This window comes from Haloferax prahovense DSM 18310, from assembly GCF_000336815.1.
Taxonomy (GTDB): domain Archaea; phylum Halobacteriota; class Halobacteria; order Halobacteriales; family Haloferacaceae; genus Haloferax; species Haloferax prahovense.
In genome coordinates this window covers 105,893-125,272 of record NZ_AOLG01000047.1, presented here as the reverse complement: position 1 = coordinate 125,272, position 19,380 = coordinate 105,893, and the positions used below count along the sequence as shown (strand labels likewise).

The 19,380-nt window shown below is 66.4% G+C and carries 18 protein-coding genes; 7 read left to right on the top strand and 11 right to left on the bottom strand.

Going from position 1 to position 19,380, the window contains the following annotated elements; genetic code table 11:
* Positions 1–43: 43 nt before the first annotated feature.
* Together C457_RS12445 and C457_RS12440 are read left to right on the top strand one after the other, a co-directional pair.
* Positions 44–1,423 (top strand): bifunctional metallophosphatase/5'-nucleotidase, encoded by a 1,380-nt coding sequence (locus C457_RS12445; protein ID WP_008095096.1) that lies wholly within the window; start codon positions 44–46, stop codon positions 1,421–1,423.
* Between the two features lie 93 nt (positions 1,424–1,516).
* Positions 1,517–1,924, top strand: a complete 408-nt coding sequence (locus C457_RS12440) for a universal stress protein (protein WP_004974696.1) — start codon at positions 1,517–1,519, stop codon at positions 1,922–1,924.
* A 76-nt stretch (positions 1,925–2,000) separates the two neighbouring features.
* Here C457_RS12440 and C457_RS12435 read toward each other — a convergent pair whose 3' ends face one another.
* Entirely contained in the window at positions 2,001–3,170 is a 1,170-nt protein-coding gene (locus C457_RS12435) for a mechanosensitive ion channel family protein (protein WP_008095095.1), read from the bottom strand.
* 94 nt (positions 3,171–3,264) lie between these two features.
* Between C457_RS12435 and C457_RS12430 the strand changes: the two genes are divergently transcribed.
* Both C457_RS12430 and trmB read left to right on the top strand, forming a co-directional pair.
* Positions 3,265–4,005 carry a proteasome assembly chaperone family protein gene (locus C457_RS12430; protein ID WP_008095094.1) on the top strand — a complete coding sequence of 247 codons (741 nt, stop codon included), beginning with the start codon at positions 3,265–3,267 and terminating at the stop codon, positions 4,003–4,005.
* A 129-nt stretch (positions 4,006–4,134) separates the two neighbouring features.
* The gene (gene trmB, locus C457_RS12425) at positions 4,135–5,196 is read left to right on the top strand and encodes an HTH-type sugar sensing transcriptional regulator TrmB (RefSeq protein ID WP_004974690.1); all 1,062 of its coding nucleotides are present in this window, start codon (positions 4,135–4,137) and stop codon (positions 5,194–5,196) included.
* 60 nt (positions 5,197–5,256) lie between these two features.
* Here the strand turns inward: trmB and C457_RS12420 are convergent, their stop codons facing one another.
* From C457_RS12420 to C457_RS12385, 8 genes are all read right to left on the bottom strand, one after another.
* A complete protein-coding gene (locus C457_RS12420; protein WP_008095093.1) occupies positions 5,257–6,051 on the bottom strand; it encodes a hypothetical protein in 795 nt (264 codons plus the stop codon).
* Positions 6,052–6,093: 42 nt separating this feature from the next.
* A complete protein-coding gene (locus tag C457_RS12415) occupies positions 6,094–7,188 on the bottom strand; it encodes a Gfo/Idh/MocA family protein (protein ID WP_008095092.1) in 1,095 nt (364 codons plus the stop codon).
* Between the two features lie 156 nt (positions 7,189–7,344).
* Entirely contained in the window at positions 7,345–7,548 is a 204-nt protein-coding gene (locus C457_RS12410) for a hypothetical protein (RefSeq protein WP_004042869.1), read from the bottom strand.
* 101 nt (positions 7,549–7,649) lie between these two features.
* Positions 7,650–8,837 carry an ABC transporter ATP-binding protein gene (locus C457_RS12405; RefSeq protein WP_008095091.1) on the bottom strand — a complete coding sequence of 396 codons (1,188 nt, stop codon included), beginning with the start codon at positions 8,835–8,837 and terminating at the stop codon, positions 7,650–7,652.
* Positions 8,838–8,839: 2 nt separating this feature from the next.
* Complete coding sequence (locus C457_RS12400) at positions 8,840–9,781, bottom strand: carbohydrate ABC transporter permease (protein ID WP_008095090.1); 942 nt, start codon at positions 9,779–9,781, stop codon at positions 8,840–8,842.
* Position 9,782: 1 nt separating this feature from the next.
* Entirely contained in the window at positions 9,783–10,730 is a 948-nt protein-coding gene (locus C457_RS12395) for a carbohydrate ABC transporter permease (RefSeq protein WP_008095088.1), read from the bottom strand.
* A gap of 126 nt (positions 10,731–10,856) precedes the next feature.
* Positions 10,857–12,407, bottom strand: a complete 1,551-nt coding sequence (locus tag C457_RS12390; protein WP_083864295.1) for a substrate-binding domain-containing protein — start codon at positions 12,405–12,407, stop codon at positions 10,857–10,859.
* A 155-nt stretch (positions 12,408–12,562) separates the two neighbouring features.
* Entirely contained in the window at positions 12,563–13,540 is a 978-nt protein-coding gene (locus C457_RS12385) for an aldo/keto reductase (RefSeq protein ID WP_049913603.1), read from the bottom strand.
* Positions 13,541–13,665: 125 nt separating this feature from the next.
* Between C457_RS12385 and priS the strand changes: the two genes are divergently transcribed.
* Genes priS through bcp form a run of 3 tightly spaced genes read left to right on the top strand, consistent with a single transcriptional unit; the run spans position 13,666 to position 16,289 of the window.
* Positions 13,666–14,823 carry a DNA primase small subunit PriS gene (priS, locus tag C457_RS12380; RefSeq protein ID WP_008095082.1) on the top strand — a complete coding sequence of 386 codons (1,158 nt, stop codon included), beginning with the start codon at positions 13,666–13,668 and terminating at the stop codon, positions 14,821–14,823.
* Positions 14,820–15,785: a DNA replication complex subunit Gins51 gene (locus C457_RS12375; protein ID WP_008095080.1), complete on the top strand. Its 966-nt coding sequence runs from the start codon at positions 14,820–14,822 to the stop codon at positions 15,783–15,785. The genes priS and C457_RS12375 overlap by 4 nt, the downstream gene beginning before the upstream one ends.
* A gap of 36 nt (positions 15,786–15,821) precedes the next feature.
* Positions 15,822–16,289 carry a thioredoxin-dependent thiol peroxidase gene (gene bcp, locus C457_RS12370; protein WP_008095077.1) on the top strand — a complete coding sequence of 156 codons (468 nt, stop codon included), beginning with the start codon at positions 15,822–15,824 and terminating at the stop codon, positions 16,287–16,289.
* Between the two features lie 381 nt (positions 16,290–16,670).
* Here bcp and C457_RS12365 read toward each other — a convergent pair whose 3' ends face one another.
* Positions 16,671–18,935: a CDC48 family AAA ATPase gene (locus C457_RS12365; RefSeq protein ID WP_008095076.1), complete on the bottom strand. Its 2,265-nt coding sequence runs from the start codon at positions 18,933–18,935 to the stop codon at positions 16,671–16,673.
* Entirely contained in the window at positions 18,936–19,187 is a 252-nt protein-coding gene (locus C457_RS12360; RefSeq protein ID WP_008095074.1) for an Hsp20/alpha crystallin family protein, read from the bottom strand. It abuts the gene before it with no gap.
* Positions 19,188–19,380 lie beyond the last annotated feature (193 nt).

Below are 19,380 nucleotides of genomic sequence, written 5' to 3'. Positions count from 1 at the left end.
CGACGGCTTCTTATCCGCCCGCACCGCCACATTCGAGAAGCGAATGCCTCGGCTCCTCCACTACTCCGACATCGAGAACGTCTTCGACGACACCGAGCGCGCCGGCCGCCTCGCGGGTTGCGTCAGCGCCCTCGACGGCGACGACACGCTCGTGGTCGGCACCGGCGACAACACCGCGCCGGGCGTCCTCTCGCTCGTCGAGCGCGGCGGACAGGCGCTCGACTTCTACGACGCCGTGGACGCCGACCTCGAAACGTTCGGCAACCACGACTTCGACTACGGGCCGAGCCGGACCCGCGAACTCGTCGCCGCGAGCCGGCCGACGTGGGTCACGAGCAACGTCCACGGCGAGGACGGCGGCCGGTTCGCCGCCGCCGAGGGAACCGTCCCGCGAACGACCCGAGAGGTGGACGGGCTGACCCTCGGCTTCTTCGGCGTCACCGACCCCGCGACCGGCACTATCAACCCGGAGGCGGCCGACGTCGGCTTCTCCGACCCCTACGCGGCCGCCGCCGACGCGGCCGCCGCGCTCAGAGACGACGGCGCGGACCTCGTCGTCGCGCTCTCGCACCTCGGCAGCGGCGACGACGAACTCGTCGCCCGGTGCGACGTGGACCTCGTCCTCGGGGGCCACGTCCACGCCGAGCGCGACGACGTGGTCGACGGCGTGCCGGTCGTCCGCCCCGGCGCGAACGGCCACGTCGTCTGGGAGGTCCGCGTCGCCGCCGACAGAATCGAGACGGTCCGCCACCGGACCGCCGAGTACCGGGCCGACGAGGGGCTGGTCGCGGCGCTGGCGGGTCGAGTCGACGCCGCCGGCCTCGACGAGGTGCTCTGTCGAATCGACCGCCCCATGGACCGCGCCGAGGAGACCGTCGCAGCCGGCGAGTGCCGCGTCGGCAACGCAATCGCCGACGCCTACCGCTGGGCGACCGGCGCGGACGTGGGGCTGCAGAACAGCGGCGGCATCCGCTCCGGCCCGCCCATCGGTCCCGAGGTGACCCACGCCGACCTCGTGAGCCTCGTCCCCTTCGAGGAGCACCTCGTCGTCGCCGAGGTGACCGGCACGGAGCTACTGGCGGCGTTCGGGGCCGCCCGCGGGGCCGAGATGGGATTCGGCGAACCGGACTGGTGGCACGCCCACGTCAGCGGCGCGCGCATCGTCTGGGACGACGACCGCGACGAGGTCGTCGCGGCGTTCGTCGGCGGCGAGCCAATCGACCCAGAGGCGCGCTACACCGTCGCCACGAGCGACTACCTGCTCCACAGCACACAGGAGTTCCCGGCCATCACGCAGGCCCACCGCGTCGGCGAGTTCGAGATACAGCACGACGCGCTGGCGCGCTACGCCCGCGAGGTCGGCTTCGACGCCGCGGTCGAAGGGCGCATCGAGCGCCGGTCGGCCACCCGCGCCGACGACTGAGCGCGGTCGAAGGGCCGGAGACGGGCGCGCGTCCGCCGGCCAAGCCGACCGAGAGGGAAAGGTTCACGCACGCCCGGCGAGTGGTCTCGGAGTATGACACGGGTCGTGGTCCCGGTTCGGTACCCCCTCTCGAAGCACTCCCGGGCGACGCTCGAAGAGGCCGTCCGCGTCGCGCGCGAGCGCGACGCCGAGCTGACGGTCCTCCACGTCGACCTCTACCAGTCGAACCGCGGCGTCACGCGGACCGAACTCAAGCGGGCGGTCGAAGCCGAGTTCGGCCCGCTCGTCCGCGCGCGCTACGTGGTCCGCCGAGGCTTCCTCGTCGAGGAGACGATTCTCGAAGAGGTCGCCGCCGAGGAGGCCGACATCGTCGTTATCGGGTCGAAACAGGCGAGCCGCTGGCGGCGGATGCTCCGGCGGTTCCTCGACGACCCCGACATCGACGTGTTCCTCCGCGAAAAGCTCGACTGCACGGTCATCACCGTCCGCGCGGACGACTGAGCCGGCGACTCTCGGTTCGGATTCGTTTTTCCGCTTTCGACGCGGCCTCAGTCCCGACTGTGTTCGCCGTTTCTCGTCAGTCGTCGGCGGTGTTCGTCGACTCGGTGTCCGTCGACTCGGCGTCCGTCAACTCGGCGTCCGTCGACTCCGTGGCGTCGGTCGCATCAGTTGGGGTTTCCGGGGTGTCGACACCCTCGCCGTCAGAGACCTGCTGGACGGGCGCTCCCGGTGCCGGCGACGCGGTGGCGTGTCTCCGGTTCGCGGCCTCGTCGCCGGTGACGTGGAGGCTCCCGCTCGTCTCGTCGAAGACGAGGTGGGTGTGCGGGTAGGCGAACTCGACGGTCGCCTCGGACTCCTCGACGAGCGTCCAGAGCCGCGTCTGGACCTCTGACTGGATGCGACCGATTTTGTACGGCTTCAGCGCCCAGTAGCGGAGGCGCAGGAGGACGCCGTTGTCGGCGTAGGAGTTGATGTAGGCGGTCGGCTTCGCCGGGTAGCGGGCGCTCCCGATGCGGATGTCGGGGCCGCCTTCGACCACGGCGTCGCAGTCGCGGGCGGCGCGCTCGACGAGGTCGCGGGCGGCGTCGATGTCGGACTCGTAGGTGACGAGCACGTCGAGCGACAGGCGGGTCCGCTCGTCCTCCGCGGAGTAGTTGATGACGTCGCGGTCGCGGATGTTCGAGTTCGACATCACCAGAAACGTGTTGTCGAGGGTGAATATCTTCGTGTAGCTCAGGGTTATCTCGTCGATGAAGCCCTTCGTGCCGTCGTCGAGTTCTATCATGTCGCCGATTTCGAACGGCTGGTCCGAGAGGACGAACACCCCGTTGATGATGCTCCCGACGATGGGGGCGAGGACGATACCGAGCACCGCCGAGAACACCGTCACCGAGAGGACGATGTCGCCGAGTTCGAGGCCGAGGACGTTCGCCCCGAGGCCGACGCCGAGGAGGACGATGGTGAGCCGGACGATTCGGAGGACCGTCTGGGCGACACTCTGCCGCCGGAACTGCCGGGCGATCGGTCGTCCGAGCAGGCGGACGATGTACTTCGAGAGCCCGACCGCCAGGGAGACGATAACGAGAGCGACGGCGATGCGCCACCCCGGAAACAGGAGGTAGTCCGGCACGAACGCCGGCGGCTCGATTGCCGTCGACTGGAGCGGGGCGACCGCGACGTGACTCCCCGCCGTCAGCGTCCCGCCGACCGCATCCGACGCGTCGGCAACCCCCTCGACTCCGTCCATGGAAACCGCAACGGGGAGCGGTGAAAAAAGGGTTGTTACTCCGAGGGTTCCGGTCGCGGTGAACGGCTAAGTGTCACCGGGGCGTAGAGAGCGCATGAACCACGTGACGACGCCCGGACCGGACTTCCGCATCACCCACGAGACGCCGCCCAGCCGAGCGCTCCTCTGCGGCTTCTCGTCGTTCGGACTCGCCGGTCTCACGGCCGTCGACTTCATCGTCGACCACCTCGACCTCGAACAGACTGGCCACCTCACCGTCGAGGGCCTCCCGGCGGTGACTCCATTCGAGAACGGCCGCCCTCGGCATCACACCCGGCTGTTCTCCCGCGAGGACCTCGACGTGACCGTCCTCGTCGGCGAGCTGTTCGTCCCGGCCGTCCACGGCACCCAGTTCGGCAACGCCATCCTCGAGTGGACAGAGCACAATCAAGTCGAGGAACTCGCGGTCCTCTCGGGGATTCCGATGGCTCACGGCCCCGACGAACACCGCGTGTTCTACATCGCCACCGACGACTACCGCGAAGCGCGACTCGCCGACAGCGACATCCCTCCGATGGGTCGGGGCTTCTTCGACGGCACCAACGCGGCGCTCGTCGAGCGCGGCATCGGGTCGCCCCTCGGCGTCGGCGTCTACGTCACGCCGGTTCACGCTCAAGTCCCCGACGTAGAGGCGACGATTCGACTCGTCGACGCCGCCAACGAGGTGTACGACCTCGGCGTCGACTCCTCGCCGCTGGAGTCGTTCGCGGCCGAGGTCCAGCAGTACTACGCCGAACTCGCCGAGCGACTCCACGACAGCGAGGCCGACCTCCCCGACGACCGGATGTACATGTGAGCGCCGACCCGCCCGCCGTCAAATAGCGTCCGACAGCCGGTCTGCTACCGTTTGTGCCACTTGTTTTCGGAATTTTGTGCTACTCGGATTTCAGTAAATGATTTAGGTGATGCCGTACACGTCACGACCATGGCTGACGAACTGCGGCTCACCATGGAGCGAGTCGGTGAGCGCTTCAACCTCGGCGAGTACGAGATAGACGCGTATCTGGCCGTCCTCGAACACGGACAGTTGACGGCGAGCGAAATCGCCGACCGAACCAGCATCCCCCAGCCGCGGGTGTACGACACGGTCCGGAGCCTGTCGGACCGCGGCCTCGTCGAGCTCCGCGAGTCGCGGCCGATGAAAATCGTCGCAGTCGATCCCGACGACGCCTTCGCGAACGTCAAGACCTCGCTGGAGGAGCTCATCGAGGAGTTAGAGGCGCGCTACACCGCCCCGGCCCGCGACACCGAGGCCGTCTCGCTCGTCAAGTCGCGGTCGACCATCCTCCGCTACATCGAGGAGATTATCGAGGCCGCGGAGTACGAACTCGTGCTCTCGTTGACGCCCGACCTGCTTCGTCGCTTCCGCGATGACCTCGCGGCGGCCATCGACAGCGGCGTCAGCATCGACCTGCTCGTCACGCCCGCCTCCCGCGCGCCCGACCCGGACGAGTTCAACTACCTCGACGTGGCGACCATCGCCCGCGCCCGCCGCGGCATCACCTCGCCCGTCCTCGCGGTCGCCGACGGCGAGTACTCCATCTACGCGACCCAAGACGCCCTCCGCGACGACCGCGACCGCTACGGCGTCATCTTCAACCGCTCCGCGCTCGGCTTCCTCGTGAGCGGCTTCTTCGGGACCGTCCTCTGGAGCACCGCCGAGACCATCGTCGCCAACGGCAAGCGCCGGCCGTTCCCGCGCCGCTACGCCTCCATCCGCCGGGCCGTCAAGGACATCCGCGAGATAGAAGGCGACTTCTACGCCTCCGTCTCCGGCCGCGACATCGAGACCGGCGACCCCATCGTGGTCGAAGGGCGCGTCATCGAGACGGCCTTCGAGGACACGGAGGAGGTCGCGTCGCTCCACATCGAGACCGAAGAGGGCGTCGTCGAGGTCGGCGGGCTGGTCGCCGCGCTCGAAGACGTCGAAGGACAGGAGATTCTGCTCGGCCGCGACGAGGTTCCGAACCGCGACGAAATCGTCTGAAGCCGCGTCGTCAGTTTCCGCTCGCGTCTTTTCCGCTCGACTAGTCCCCGCCAGCGACGGCTACTCGTCGGGGAACTCGTAGACGACCGCGCCGCAGTCCGCACAGCCGAGGACCTCGTGTTCCGGCGAGTCGTACAGCCCCGCGGTGCCGCCGCAGCAGTTGCGCGTCGTCGTCTCCTCGACCGCGCCGCCGCAGTCCGGACAGACCTCGGTGAACATCCGCATCGGTTCCGTGGCCGCGAGCGCGACCATCGGGTCGACGCCGCGCTCGACGACCGTGTAGAGCGTCGCCACGTCCGCGATGGCCTGCGGCCGGGAAATCCACACGGACATCGAGGGGCCGTCTAGCGAGATGCCTCCGAACTCGGCGTCGACGGTCGCCTCGAACGGGACCGCGTTGGCGACTGCCTCGGCGAGTTCCTCGTCCGTGGTCTTCCGGAGCGTCGCCATCGTCGACTCCCACTCCTCGCGGGCGTCGTCGGCGAGGAACAGGCCGTCTTCCTCCTCGACGAGCACCCCGGCGTTCAGGAGCGTCGAGAGCATCACGTCGGGGTCGACGTTGGCGTCGAGCGACTCCGACCGGCGGTCGGGGGCGTCGACGCCGTGGTCGAAGTAGCCGGCGAGACCGAGCGCAGAGACGACTCGGGGCGCGAACGAGGGCGTGCCGGGGACGACGTAGCCCCGCAGGTACACTGCGAGCGCGCCGCCGACGAGGACGACGAAACCGACCAGCGGCGAGAGCACGCTGACCGCGAGGCCGACGAGGACGACCAGCGCGACGTTGACGGCGGTACACGGGAGACAGCGGTTCTCGCCGGTGTGTTCCGGGCGCTTGAGTGAGTCGATGACGGACATGGTGTGAAAAGTGGGACTGAGAGGTGTTCGCGTTCGCGGTGGTCAGTTCGCCGGGGGCGTCTCGGTCTCGACCGCGTCGAGGCGGACCGCCTTCCCCGTCTCCGACGAGCGGTAGATGGCGTCGATGACGCGCTGGACGGCGAGCCCCTGTTCGACCGTGTTGCGGCCGGGGTGTTCGCCCTCGGCGACGGCCGCGAGGAACGCCTCCTGTTCGGTCTTGTGGGTGTCGTTGTCCTGCGTCTCTACGTCGGCCGTCGAGAGGTGGTTGCCGCCGCCGACGCCGTCCTCGTAGAACTGGAGGTCGTGGCTCGCGCGGTCGAAGCGCACGCCGCCCTCCGTGCCGCGGAGGAAGAACTCGTCGTTGGTCGGGCGGTTCGTCGCCCACGCGACTTCGAGGGAGATGGTCGTCCCCTCCTCGGTGCGGATGAAGGCGCTCGCGGAGTCGTCCACGTCGAACGCCTCCGGCCCGACGTCGTCGCCCCACATCTCGACGAAGGTGTAGTCGTCGCGGTCGCCGAACTCCGAGCGGGTGACGCCGGAGACCTCGACGACCTCGGGGAAGTCGAGGAAGTAGAGCGCGAGGTCGATGGCGTGGACGCCGATGTCGATGAGCGAACCGCCGCCGGCGACTTTCTTGGAGGTGAACCACGACCCGCGGCCGGGGATGCCGCGGCGGCGGACGTAGTTGGCCTCGACGTGGGTGACGTCGCCGAAGCGGCCCTCCTCGTAGTGGTGGCGGACGACCTCGACGGGGTTGGCAAAGCGGTTGTTGAAGCCGACCATGCAGAAGCCGTCGGCCTCCTCGGCCGCCTCGGCGATTCGCTCGGCCGATTCGAGCGAGTGCGCGAGCGGCTTTTCGAGCAGCACGTCGAGGCCCGCGTCGAGCGCGGCGACGGCGTACTCCTCGTGGAAGCGGTTCGGCGTGGTGATGATGACCGCGTCGACCTCCCCGAACAGCTCCGACTTCTCCTCGTAGGTGTTCACGTCGTACTTCTCCGCGAAGCGGCGACGGGCGTCCGCCTGGATGTCGAGGCCGCCGACGAGAGTCGCGCCGAGGTCGGCGAGGCGGTCTGCGTGGTGGTGTCCGATGTTTCCGAGTCCGACGATACCGACTCGGACCGATGATTCCGTACTCATGATTCGATGATTAACTACAGGTGGTGTTAAGTTTCACGTTCTTTGGTCTGAATTGCCAGAATCGACCGCGAGCGCCCGGTCAGACGGCGTTCGGGACGCGGGGTGAGGCGAACGACGAGGCGGGACGAGGCGACTGGCACGGGTCGAGACTGGGCGTCAGTAGAGCTGTTCTTCGCGCTCTTTGCGCTCTTCCTCGCGGCGCTTTTCCTCCTTGAGTCGGCGTCGCCCGCGGAGGTACTGCTTGCCCTTCGGGATGAACTTGTTCTTCAGGTCGAGGAGGAACGAGACGATGCCGTAGGCCCAGAAGAAAAACAGGACCGTCATCCCGCCGAGGTAGAACAGACCGAGTTCGTTGACCATGGATGTGTGATGTGGTGTGGCTCCGATAAGCGTTGTGCGGGCTGTGCGAGTTGCGAGCGGGCGACCGGAGACGAACCGACACGAGCCGTTTTACGGGCGCGTCAGTCGTCGCTTTCCGCTTCCGTGCCGGGCGCGCCGCTCGTCTGGACGGGCGTCTCGATGCCGTGGCTGATGGCCTCGCCCGTCTCGGTGTCGAAGAGGTGGACGCGCGAGCGGTCGAGGACGACCGTCACGTCCTCGTCCTCCTCGATGTCGGTGTCGGGTGCGACGCTCATCAGCAGTTGGTCGTTGGCGACGCCGCTCGTGTCTTCGAGGTTCGTCTCGGCCGACTCCGAGAGCTTCAGGTAGACGAATATCTCGTCGCCCATCGGTTCGAGCACGTCGGTCACGGCATCGATACTGTGGCTGGGGTTCGACACGAGCGCCTCGTCGCCGACGAGGTACACGTCCTCGGGGCGGATGCCCATCGTGACGTCGGTCCCCGCCTCGATGCCGAGGTTCGCGGGGTCGAACTCCACGTCGATGTTGGTCGAGACGAACCCGCCTTCCGTGACCTCGCCGTTGAGGAAGTTCATCGACGGCGAGCCGATGAAGCCGGCGACGAACAGGTTCGCGGGTTCGTTGTAACAGACCAGCGGCGGGTCGATCTGCTGGAGCTGTCCCGAGTCGATGACCGCGATGCGGTCGGACATCGTCATCGCCTCCGCCTGGTCGTGGGTGACGTAGATGATGGTCGTGTCCAGTTCCTTGTGTAGGCGCTGGAGTTCGGTCCGCATGTGGACCCGGAGCTTCGCGTCGAGGTTCGCCAGCGGCTCGTCCATCAGAAAGACGCCGGGATTGCGGACGATGGCGCGGGCGATGGCGACGCGCTGTCGCTGCCCGCCGGACATCTCGTCGGGCATGCGTTCGAGCATTCCCTGGAGTTGAACGATTTCGGCGGCGCGCTCGACGCGGCGCTCGATTTCCTCCTTGTCGTAGTTGCGGAGGCGGAGCCCGAAGGAGATGTTGTCGTAGACGTCCATGTGGGGGAACAGCGCGATGTTCTGGAACACCATCGCGACCCCGCGGTCCTTCGGCGGGAGGTTCGTCACCTCGCGGTCGCCGATGAACACCTTCCCCTCGGAGGGGATGGTGAGGCCCGCAATCATCTCCATGGTCGTCGACTTCCCGCACCCCGACGGACCGACGAGACAGATGAATTCTCCGTCTTCGATGTCGAGGTTCATGTCGTCGACCGCCGTTACGTCGTCGTAGTACTTGCTTACGTGTTCGAGTGTTACGTCTCCCATGGTTACTCCTTCAGCGCTCCTGCAGTCAGTCCACTCACGATGCGTTCCTGCGCGATGATGACAAGGATGGCCACGGGTAAGACCCCCACGATGGAGGCGGCGGCCATCAGGTTGTACGGGGTGTCGAACTGCCCCTGATACTTCAGGATACCCGCGACGATGGGCGCCCACGAGTCGGCCTCGCCGTTGTTCATCAGGAACGAGAAGAAGAACTCGTTGTAGACGCTGATGAACGTGAGGACGCCCGCGGTCGCCACGCCGGGTGCCGAAAGCGGCACGATGACGCGGAACAGCGCGCCCNCCCGCGCCGCGTCCTCCAACCCGTCGGGAATCTGCCCGTAGAAGGTCGTGAGGATGAATATCGACAGCGGCAGGAACAGCGCGCTGAACGGGAACACCATCGGTGCCGGCGTGTTGAACAGGTCCGGCGTCGATATCGTCACCATCCCGATGCTAATCGCCGTGTTCCCGGTGAACAGTTCGAAAAGCGGGATGAGGAACGCCGCCGGCGGGAAGTAGCTGATGGCGAGGATGCCGAGCATCAGCACGCCCTTTCCGGGGAACCGGAGGCGGCCGAAGACGTACCCCGCGAGGCTGGCGATGAGCAACACGAGCACGGTGGTCGTGATGCCCAGCACGAAGCTGTTGAACATGTACAGGTGGAACGGCACCCGTTCGAACATCGCGAGGAACACCTCGGGGTTGAACCCCTTCGGTACGAGCCCCATGTTGGCGATGAGGTTGTTCGGCGTGAGCGCGAGCACGAGCAGCCAGTAGAACGGGAACAGGGTCGTCACCAGGAAGAACAGCATCGCGACGTAGAACATCGCGCGGTAGACCCTGTCGGGGTTCTTGATGGCGGAGTCGACCCAGCGGCCGAGCGGCCCCTGTTCCATGTCGGCGTCGTCGGAGCCGATGCCGGCTCCCGAAGTTTCGCTGGACATCTTAGAGACCCTCGCTAGCGAAGTTCACGATGTACACCGAGACCACGACGGCGATGATGCCCGCGGTGACGAACGCAACGGTCGCCGAGGTCCCGTACAGCGGCGTGTTGAACGTCGTGACGACGAGACACGACAACGACGGGACCGTCTGGCAGCCGGCCATGGTCTGGATGATACCGTAGACGCGCATCGCGTCGATAGTGCGGAACAGCATCGCCACGAGCACCGTCGGCAGGATGAGCGGGAAGGTGATGAGCTTGAACTGCTGCCAGCGCGACGCGCCGGCGACCTTCGCCACGTCGTACAGCGACCGGTCGATGCTCTGCATCCCCGCGAGGATGAGAAGCGCCATGAACGCCGAGGTCTTCCACACGTCGGCCACGATGATGAGGAACAGCGCGTCGGCGGTGTTCCGAAGCGGCGTCGTGCCGATGAGACCGAGCTGGTTCAACAGCGCCGGGTTCTCGCTCGTGCCGACGAGGAATCCGATGTTCGGCTGGAACATCAGGTACCAGATCATCCCCTGGATGACGATAGGAACGGCCCACGGGATGATGATGGCGACGCGGACCCAGCGGCGACCGCGGAAGTCCTGGTCGAGGATGAGCGCCTGACCGAAGCCGATGAGCGTTTCGAACAGCACGCTGAACACGGTGAAGATGAGCGTCACCGCGAGCGCGCTGGAGTAGATGTTCGTGACGAAGGGGAACTCCGAGCTGAACGTCGGGAGGAACTGCGACGGAAGCGCGTAGTTGCGCGCGCCGGTGAACAGGTCCACGTAGTTCTGCAGTCCGACGAACTCGCCGAGTCGCGCGGTCCCCGTCAGCCGGTCGGCGAACAGCGACATGCTGAACGTCGAGACCAGCGGGTAGACGGCGATTACCCCCAAGAGGACGAGTGCGGGCGTCAGAAGCAGGTACGCGAACTGCGTCTCGGAAAGCGACTCCATCCAGTTGATGGCCGAGGCGTACGGGCCGCTCCTCCGGGTGTCGGAAAGTGTCTCCCCTGATTGTTGTTCGGTAGCCATGTCAAATGATAACGTGTATGTTTGTTACGTCTCGGTAAAGACGTTGCTCTACGCGTTCTGCTCGATCTGTTCGAGCTGTGATGCGAGGTCGGACATCGCCTGTTCGGGGGATTTCTCCTGGGCGAACGCGGCGTTGACCTCCTGGGAGATGCGGCCGGACTGCTGCGGCCAAACGACGGTGACCGGGCGGGGAATCGCGTTCTCGCCGGCGACCTTCAGGGCGTCGAGGTAGCGGCCGATGATGGGCACCTCGGCGGCCTGGTCGGATTCGAGCAGCGACGGGCGCGGCGGAATCCAGCCGATGATGCGGAACATGTCCAGCTGGAACTGCTCGGTCTGCATCGTCCGAAGCACCTGCACCGCGGCCTGCTTCTGTTCGTCCGAGGAGTTCGGGTTCATCGTCATGTGCCAGCCGCCGAGGGCGGCGACGGGGCCGCCGGTGCCCTCGTACTGGGCCTCGTCGGCGGTGACGCCGTACGGAATCGGCATGACGCCGAGGTCCTCGCCGAAGCCGGTCTGGTCGTTCTCCTCCGACGGCTCCGCGCCGTTGATGACGATGGAGTACGGCCAGTTGCGGTGCATGACCGCGTTGCCCGTCGTGAAGGGCTGTCGGGACGGGTCCTCGGTCCACTGGAGGACCGCCTCGGGCGAGATGCCGCCCGTGATGCCGTCGAGGGCGTACTCGTCGTCCTCGCCGTGGATGAGCGTCCGGACCATCCGAATCGCGTTGATGACCGGCTCTTCTTCGACCGTGATGGGGCGGTCACCGATGGGGCCGAACAGGTTCTCGCGGCCGCCGAAGTACGCGCCGCCGTACGAGGTCATGAACTCGTTGAAGTCACAGCACGACAGGCCCTCGTAGACGTTCGCCTGGAACGTGAACCCGTTCTCGATGTCGGGGTTGGCGTCGAGCGCCTCCTTCGTGACGCGCGAGAAGTCTTCCCACGACATGGACTCGGTCGCCCACGTCGAGAAGTCCTCGTCGGTGTAGCCCGCGTTTCGGAGCAGGTCCTTTCGGTACTGGACCGTCGGGAAGTCGGGGAACAGCGGCTGGCCGTAGAGGTCGCCGTTCGACCCCTTCGCCGTCGAGACGCTGGCCTCGAAGTACTCCTCTTCGATGGTACTGGTCATCTCCTCCGGGAGCGACTGCGAGAGGTTCTGCAGTTGGTTCCGCGCGATGAACGGAATCGTCCACCCGCTGTCCATCATGAGCAGCGTCGGCTCCGAGCGACCACCGGAGAGCCACTGCTGGTACTGTGCCTGCCGGTTGTCCGTCACCTGCGACCCGGCGAGGATGTCGATATCGATGTTCTCCGGGAGGCCGGCGTCCCGGAGCGCCTGCACGACTTCCTCTTCCGCCTCCGCGACGCGGGTGTCGGCGGCCCACTGAAGCGTGATGTCGTCGGTGGTCTCTTCGGTGTTAATCGGCGTGTCGGTGTCGGTGTCGGTGCCACCGTTTCCGCCGCCGTTGCCGTCTCCACCGCCGGTGCTAATGCACCCGGCCAGTCCGACGGCGACGCCCGATGCGCCGGCCGCCTTCACAAAATTGCGTCGAGAGACGCCAGTACGCTTGCCCTTGCGTGAGTCAGCATCAACCATTACAGTCTGTATTCTACAATTAGTGATTATTTATAGTTTTGGTGCTGGCCACTACCGGTGTTGTAGTAAATTACTTGTCAATAGTCTCGGCAGTCCGGAATTCAATCAATAGAGTATTTGTAACGATTGTTTATAAAATATAGCGCCGTTGACGCTTAGTCTTTACCCGGCGCGGGCCACCGCGGCGTCTTTGGGGCTTCGATTCGCTCGATATCGTTTTCACTCAGGTCCACGTCGAGCGCGCCGACGTTCTCTTCGAGGTGGTCGAGTCGGCGCGGCCCGATGATGGGCGCGTCCACGACGGGTTTGTGGAGGAGCCACGCGAGCGACACCTGCGCGGGCGTCGCCCCTTTCTCCTCGGCGAGCGAGCGAATCGCGTCGAGGATGCCCCAGTTCTCGTCGGTAAAGCGGTTCGACGTGTACTCGTCCGAGTCCGCGCGCGTGTCCGCCGGGACCTCGGCGTCGCGCTCGTACTTGCCCGTGAGGAAGCCGCCCGCGAGCGGCGACCACGGGATGACGCCGATGCCCTCGCCCTCGCAGACCGGAAGCAGGTTCGCCTCCTCGTGGCGGTCGACCGCGTTGTACTCCGGTTGCATGCAGGCGAAGCGTTCGAAGTTCTCCACGTCGGCGGTGTACAGCGCCCTCGTGAACTGGTACGAGGTCATCGTGCTCGCGCCGACGTAGCGGACGAGCCCCTCTTCGACGAGGTAGTCGAGCGCCGAGAGCGTCTCCTCGATGGGAACGCCGTCGTCCCAGCGGTGTATCTGGTAGAGGTCGATGTAGTCGGTGCCGAGTCGGTCGAGGCTCGCGTGCGCCTGGTCGATGATGTGCTTGCGCGAGAGCCCGGACTTGTTCGGCCCGTCACCCATCGGGAAGTAAACCTTCGTCGCGATGGCGAGCTCCTCGCGGTCGCGCTCGGCGATGGCCTCGCCGACGATTTCCTCCGACTCCCCGCGGGAGTAGGCGTTCGCCGTGTCGAGGAAGTTGATGCCGGCGTCGAGCGCGTTGTCGAGGAGGTCGAGACTCGCCTGCCTGTCGTTCATCATCCACTCCGCGCTGGAGCCGAAGTTCATACAGCCCAGACAGAGCCGTGAGACTTCGAGGCCGGTGTCGCCGAGGTAGGTGTACTCCATGTCGGTCACACCGCTTCATACACGAACGTCAATGATAAGCATACTCACATCACGGACGTGAGAGAAACGACCACGGCCGTGGGGAGACGTAATGGCTTTACCCGCGCCTCTGGAACCCGAGATGTATGGACGGGCGCACTCGTGAGTACCTCGAAGGTCGCTTCGGTGACTACTACCGGAGCACCGACGTTCCGCTCCCGCCCGCGCCGGGCGAACGGGAGTGGGGGGTCATCCCGTGGTCGGCCGGCGGCACGCGGATGCACCGCCACCAGTCGCTTCTCGACCTCGGCGACCTCTCGGACTACCTCGCCCGGAGCGCGCCCCGGCACGTCTACTTCTCGTCGGCCCGGTTTTCGGACCCCGGCGCGGCCTCGATGGACGACAAGGACTGGCGCGAGGCCGACCTCGTCTTCGACATCGACGCGGACCACCTCCCCGGCGTCGACCCCGAGACGACGGGGTACGCCGATATGCTCGACGCCGGGAAGGAGGCCCTTCTCGACCTGCTGAGCCTCCTCGAAGACGACTTCGCGTTCGAGGAGATGCAGGCCGTATTCTCCGGCGGCCGCGGCTACCACGTCCACGTGCGCGACGAATCGGTCCGCGGCCTCGACAGCGAGGCCCGCCGCGAGGTGGTCGATTACATCCGCGCCATCGACCTCGACTTCGACGCGCTCGTCGAGACGCGACAGCACGGGACGACGACCCAGCGCGTCCTCCGAACCGAGGGCGGGTGGGGCCGGCGGACCCACCGGCGACTCCTCGCGTTCGTGGACGCGCTGTTGGAGATGGAAGAAGACGCCGCGCTCTCGCGGTTGAAGGAACTCGACGGTATCGGCGACGGGCGCGCGAAAACGATTCTCGGCGCGTTCCGGAACAACCCCGACGCCGTCCGCGAGGGCAACGTCGAGGCCGGCGGCCCGGGCGTCCGGACGCTGGTCGAGGCGCTCGCCCACGAGACCGTCGAGGACGAGACCTCGCCGATAGACGAACCCGTGACGACCGACACGAAACGGCTGATTCGCCTCCCGAAGAGCCTCCACGGCGGGTCGGGACTCGTCGTCGAACCGCTCGACCGCGACGAAATCGACGACTTCGACCCCCTCTCCGATGCGGTCCCGGACCGCTTCCGCGGCCGCGACATCGCCGTCAGAGTGACCGACCCCGGCGAGGTCGAGTTCGACGGCGATAGCTTTACACTCGACTCCGGCGTGCAGTCGGTAGACGAGAGCCTCGGCGTGTTTCTCATGACTCGCGGTCGAGCCGAGAAGGTGACAGAATGAACGTAGACGACCTCAGGAGCGTGCTTCGGACGGAGCGACAGAAAGACAGCCTACAGCACCTCCGCGAGTCGTTCTACGAGGACGTCGCGGAGTTCATCGCCGAGCAGAAGGCGAAACGCGAGCAGAAGGCCGAACAGCTCGGCACCCACTACTCGCCGGAGATTCGGCGGCTCACGGACGAAATCGAGACCGCGGAGGAGGTCGTCACCTCCATCTACGAGCGCCGCGTCGGCAAGGTCGTCAAGGCCGCGAGCTTCGCGGCCGCGGGGATGTCCTCCGAGACGGACGGGCTGACCCACGAGGAAAAGCGGCTGTTCGACGACCTCGTCGACCGCATCGAGGAGAACCGCGGCACGGTGCTCTCCGCGCTCGAAGACGTGTCGGCCGCCGACTCCCCGAAGGACGCCGTTTCCGCGACCGACGTGACGACCGCGGAACCGGGCGCGCCCGGCGATTCCGGACCCGCGGTTCCACCGGACGAACCCGACCCGGAGACCGCGCCGACCGGCATTGGCACCGACGCTGACGGCTCCGAGACCCCCACCGGCGACTCGGCCGCGGGCGACGTGCTCGCGGACGCGATGGGCGGCGGAACCGGCGACGACGCTTCGGGCGCGCAGTCGACGCCCCAACCGGACCCCGGCCGACCGGCCACCGAGGCCGCCGCGGTGTCGACCGATTCCGGCCCCTCGGACTCCGGTCCCGCGGTTCCGCCGGACGAACCAGACTCGGAGACCGCGGCCCCGTCAGCGGGCGATACCGACACGGTTGAACCGTCCGCCGACGACCCGCTTTCCGGTCTCGCCGACGAGCGCGAGACGGTCCGCATCACCGCCGACGTAGGGACCATCCTCGGCGTCGACGAGCGCGAGTACGACCTCGCCACCGAGGACGTGGTGACGCTTCCGGCGGCCAACGCCGACCCGCTGGTCGAGCGCGGCGCGGCCGAGAAACTCGACTGAGAAAGACCCTTCTTTCCGCCGCCGGAACTGGTGGCTATGCTCGACATTGGCGACGACGCCCCCGACTTCGAACTGCCCGACCAGCGCGGCGACCTCGTCTCGCTTTCCGACCTCCGCGGCGAACACGTCGTGGTCTACTTCTACCCGCGCGCCGACACGCCGGGCTGTACCACCGAAGCCTGCGGCTTCCGCGACTCGTGGGACGAGTTCGAGGAACGCGACGCGACGGTTCTCGGCATCAGCGACGACCCCGTTTCGGACCTCGACTCGTTCGCCGAGAAGTACGACCTTCCCTTCACGCTCCTGTCGGACGAAGACGGCAGCGTCTCCTCGGCGTACGGCTCGTACGGCGAAAAGAACATGTTCGGCAAGACGTTCGACGGCGTCTTCCGCAACTCGTATCTCGTCGGCCCCGACGGGACCATCGAGCGGGTCTACGAGGGCGTCTCGCCCGACGGCCACGCCGACGAAATCCTCGCCGATCTCGACGAACTGGACGGCTGAACGGGGACGCCGCCTCGACCGGGCGACTGCCCCGCCCCGGCGGACCGTCCGGTTTCCGTCTCGCGTCGAACCGACAACTACTGACCGAGTACATTCTTTACAAACGACGGGAGACACACCGCATTTCCGGTGAAATAAACGTAGAACTCGTTGATTATTGCGTATCCCGAGAACCGCGTACCACTACGTAGCAGATGGGAGTGATATGAACGTGACGGTCGCGGTGGCCCGTCGGGTGGTAGGTCGGATGAACGCGACCGCGAACCGCCCGGTCGGTCCGCGGCCGACGGTGCCGTCGCTCGGCGGTCGAGTTCGAAAAATCGTCGGAATCGCGAGGGTCGTCGGGGTCACGTGGGAGTTCGCGCGACGGCCGCGGGCCGCTTACTGGAAGGTGCGGCCGACTTCGGTCTCGCGGTCGCGTTCGACCTCGCTCTTCTGGAAGCGCTCTTCGATCTCCTCGTAGCGGCGGCGCACGTCGTCGGTGACGCTCGCGCCGATTTCGTCGAGGGCGTTCTCGAAGTGTTCCATCGTCACGCGGACGTTACCGACGCTCTCGCCGATGTCCTCCTTCTCGACGCTCCGGATGAACTCGCGGGAGGCGTTCATCGACGCCTCGCGGGCGAGCGCTTCGAGGTCGGCACCGACGTAGCCGTCGGTCTTCGACGCGATTTTATCGAGGTCGACGTCGTCAGCCAACGGCTTTTCGCGGGTGTGCACGTCGAGGATGGCGCGGCGGGCGTCCTCGTCGGGGACGGGCACGTGGACGTGGCGGTCGAGGCGGCCGGGGCGCAGGAGCGCCGAGTCGATGAGGTCCGGCCGGTTGGTCGTCGCGATGACGACCACGTCTTCGAGCGCTTCGAGGCCGTCGAGTTCGGTGAGCAGTTGGGAGACGACGCGCTCGGTGACGCCCGAACTCGACGAGTCGCGACCGCGCTCGGTCGCGATGGAGTCGATTTCGTCGAAGAACACCACCGTCGGGGCGTTCTCGCGGGCCTTCTTGAACACCTCGCGGACGCCCTTTTCGGACTCCCCGACGAACTTGTTCAGGAGTTCGGGGCCCTTGATGGAGATGAAGTTCGACTCCGCCTCGTTGGCGACGGCCTTCGCCAGCAGGGTCTTCCCCGTCCCCGGCGGGCCGTACATCAGGACGCCCTTGGCGGCGTCCATGTCCATCTGCTGGAACACCTCGGGGTATTCGAGGGGCCACTGGATGGTCTCGCGGAGGCGCTCTTTCGTGGGTTCGAGTCCGCCCACGTCCTCCCACGTCACGTCGGGAACCTCGACGAACACCTCGCGGAGCGCCGAGGGCTCGATGCTCTTGAGCGCCTGTCTGAAATCGTCTTCCGTGACCTTGAGGCCTTCGAGCACCTCGGCGTCTATCTCCTCGGCGTCGAGGTCGAGTTGCGGCCGGATGCGCCGCAGGGCGTGCATCGCCGACTCCTTGGCCAGCGATTCGAGGTCCGCCCCGACGAAGCCGTGAGTGCTGTCGGCGTAGGCGTCGAGGTCCACGTCGTCGGTCAGCGGCATGTTCCGCGTGTGGACCTGCATGATTTCCTTGCGTCCGTCGCGGTCCGGCACGCCGATTTCGATTTCGCGGTCGAAGCGCCCGCCGCGGCGGAGCGCGTTGTCGATGGCGTCCACGCGGTTGGTCGCGCCGATGACGACGACTTCGCCGCGCTCGTCGAGGCCGTCCATGAGCGACAGCAGTTGGGCGACGACGCGGCGTTCCACGTCACCGCCGGCCTCGCTGCGCTTGGGCGCGATGGAGTCTATCTCGTCGATGAAGACGATGGCGGGCGAGTTCTCCGTGGCCTCCTCGAAGATTTCGCGGAGTTGCTCTTCGGACTCCCCGTAGTATTTCGACATGATCTCCGGGCCGGAGATGGTGTGGAACGAGGCGTCGATTTCGTTGGCGACGGCCTTCGCGATGAGGGTCTTCCCCGTGCCCGGCGGGCCGTGCAGGAGAACGCCCTTCGGCGGCTCGATACCGAGGCGCTTGAACAGCTCGGGGTGGCGCATCGGGAGTTCGATCATCTCACGGACCTGTTCGAGCTCCTTGTCGAGGCCGCCGATGTCCTCGTAGGTGACGGAGGGACCGCCGTCGTCGCCCGGCGCGGAGTCCTTGATCTGCTCGGCGGGCTTCTGGCTCACCTGGAATTCGGTGTTGTCGGTGACGACGACGGTGCCGTCCGGGTCGGTCGACGCGATTTTGATTGGCACCGACTGGTTCGACGCGCTCATGAAGCCGAAGCCGAGCGGAAGCTGGACGCTCTGGCCCTGCGCGACCGGCTGACCGGAGAGCTTGTCGCGGATGTAAGTCCCGATGTTACCGCCGATGCGGAGGTTCTGCGGGAGCGCGATAGTGACGCGCTTTGCGGGCTTCACGTCGGCTTTCTCCACGTCCACGCGCTCGTCGATGCCGACGCCGGCCTGCTGGCGGAGACGACCGTCGATGCGGATGATGCCGGTTCCCTGGTCTTCGGGGTAACCGGGCCAGACGCGGGCGATGGCGGTCCCGTCGTTCGGACCGTCGATGCGGATGAAATCTCCGCCTTCGAGGTCGAGTTCCGCGGCCGCGGCTCGGTCGATAGCGGCGAGTCCGCGACCGGCGTCCTTCTGTTTGAGGGGTTTGACGATGAGTTTCATTTACTTGGTGAGGGTGATGGTGAGCACGCCGTTTCGAACCGCCACGTCGGCGTCGCCGCCGGCGGGGAGTTCGAACTCCGTCTCGGTCACGCGGTCGCCGAGGTCGGCCACGACGATGGCCGTCGACCCGACGATGTCCACGTCGACCTCGTCTTCCGAGAGGCCCACGTCGGCCGCGATGACCCAGCAGTCTTCGTATTCGTACCGGCGAATGAACCGCTCGTTCCCGCCGGCGAACTGTTGCATGCTCATGGTAAGTCTAACCCAAGGTTAGCGTTTTGAATATATAAATCTTTCTCTGACGGATCGGGTGACGACACCGATATGCCGCATTTCGGTTGAATTGCGGTTCACAGTCGTCACGCCTCACCGTGCTATTCGCGGCGGAGTAACCTCAAACTAGTGGCCACGGCAGTCGCCCGCACGGCCGAGGCGGGACGGACCG

Coding starts and splice junctions, on each gene's coding strand:
- C457_RS12445 (WP_008095096.1), top strand. CDS start 44: ATGCCTCGGCTCCTCCACTACTCCGACATCGAGAACGTCTTCGACGAC.
- C457_RS12440 (WP_004974696.1), top strand. CDS start 1,517: ATGACACGGGTCGTGGTCCCGGTTCGGTACCCCCTCTCGAAGCACTCC.
- C457_RS12435 (WP_008095095.1), bottom strand. CDS start 3,170: ATGGACGGAGTCGAGGGGGTTGCCGACGCGTCGGATGCGGTCGGCGGG.
- C457_RS12430 (WP_008095094.1), top strand. CDS start 3,265: ATGAACCACGTGACGACGCCCGGACCGGACTTCCGCATCACCCACGAG.
- trmB (WP_004974690.1), top strand. CDS start 4,135: ATGGCTGACGAACTGCGGCTCACCATGGAGCGAGTCGGTGAGCGCTTC.
- C457_RS12420 (WP_008095093.1), bottom strand. CDS start 6,051: ATGTCCGTCATCGACTCACTCAAGCGCCCGGAACACACCGGCGAGAAC.
- C457_RS12415 (WP_008095092.1), bottom strand. CDS start 7,188: ATGAGTACGGAATCATCGGTCCGAGTCGGTATCGTCGGACTCGGAAAC.
- C457_RS12410 (WP_004042869.1), bottom strand. CDS start 7,548: ATGGTCAACGAACTCGGTCTGTTCTACCTCGGCGGGATGACGGTCCTG.
- C457_RS12405 (WP_008095091.1), bottom strand. CDS start 8,837: ATGGGAGACGTAACACTCGAACACGTAAGCAAGTACTACGACGACGTA.
- C457_RS12395 (WP_008095088.1), bottom strand. CDS start 10,730: ATGGAGTCGCTTTCCGAGACGCAGTTCGCGTACCTGCTTCTGACGCCC.
- C457_RS12390 (WP_083864295.1), bottom strand. CDS start 12,407: ATGGTTGATGCTGACTCACGCAAGGGCAAGCGTACTGGCGTCTCTCGA.
- C457_RS12385 (WP_049913603.1), bottom strand. CDS start 13,540: ATGGAGTACACCTACCTCGGCGACACCGGCCTCGAAGTCTCACGGCTC.
- priS (WP_008095082.1), top strand. CDS start 13,666: ATGGACGGGCGCACTCGTGAGTACCTCGAAGGTCGCTTCGGTGACTAC.
- C457_RS12375 (WP_008095080.1), top strand. CDS start 14,820: ATGAACGTAGACGACCTCAGGAGCGTGCTTCGGACGGAGCGACAGAAA.
- bcp (WP_008095077.1), top strand. CDS start 15,822: ATGCTCGACATTGGCGACGACGCCCCCGACTTCGAACTGCCCGACCAG.
- C457_RS12365 (WP_008095076.1), bottom strand. CDS start 18,935: ATGAAACTCATCGTCAAACCCCTCAAACAGAAGGACGCCGGTCGCGGA.
- C457_RS12360 (WP_008095074.1), bottom strand. CDS start 19,187: ATGAGCATGCAACAGTTCGCCGGCGGGAACGAGCGGTTCATTCGCCGG.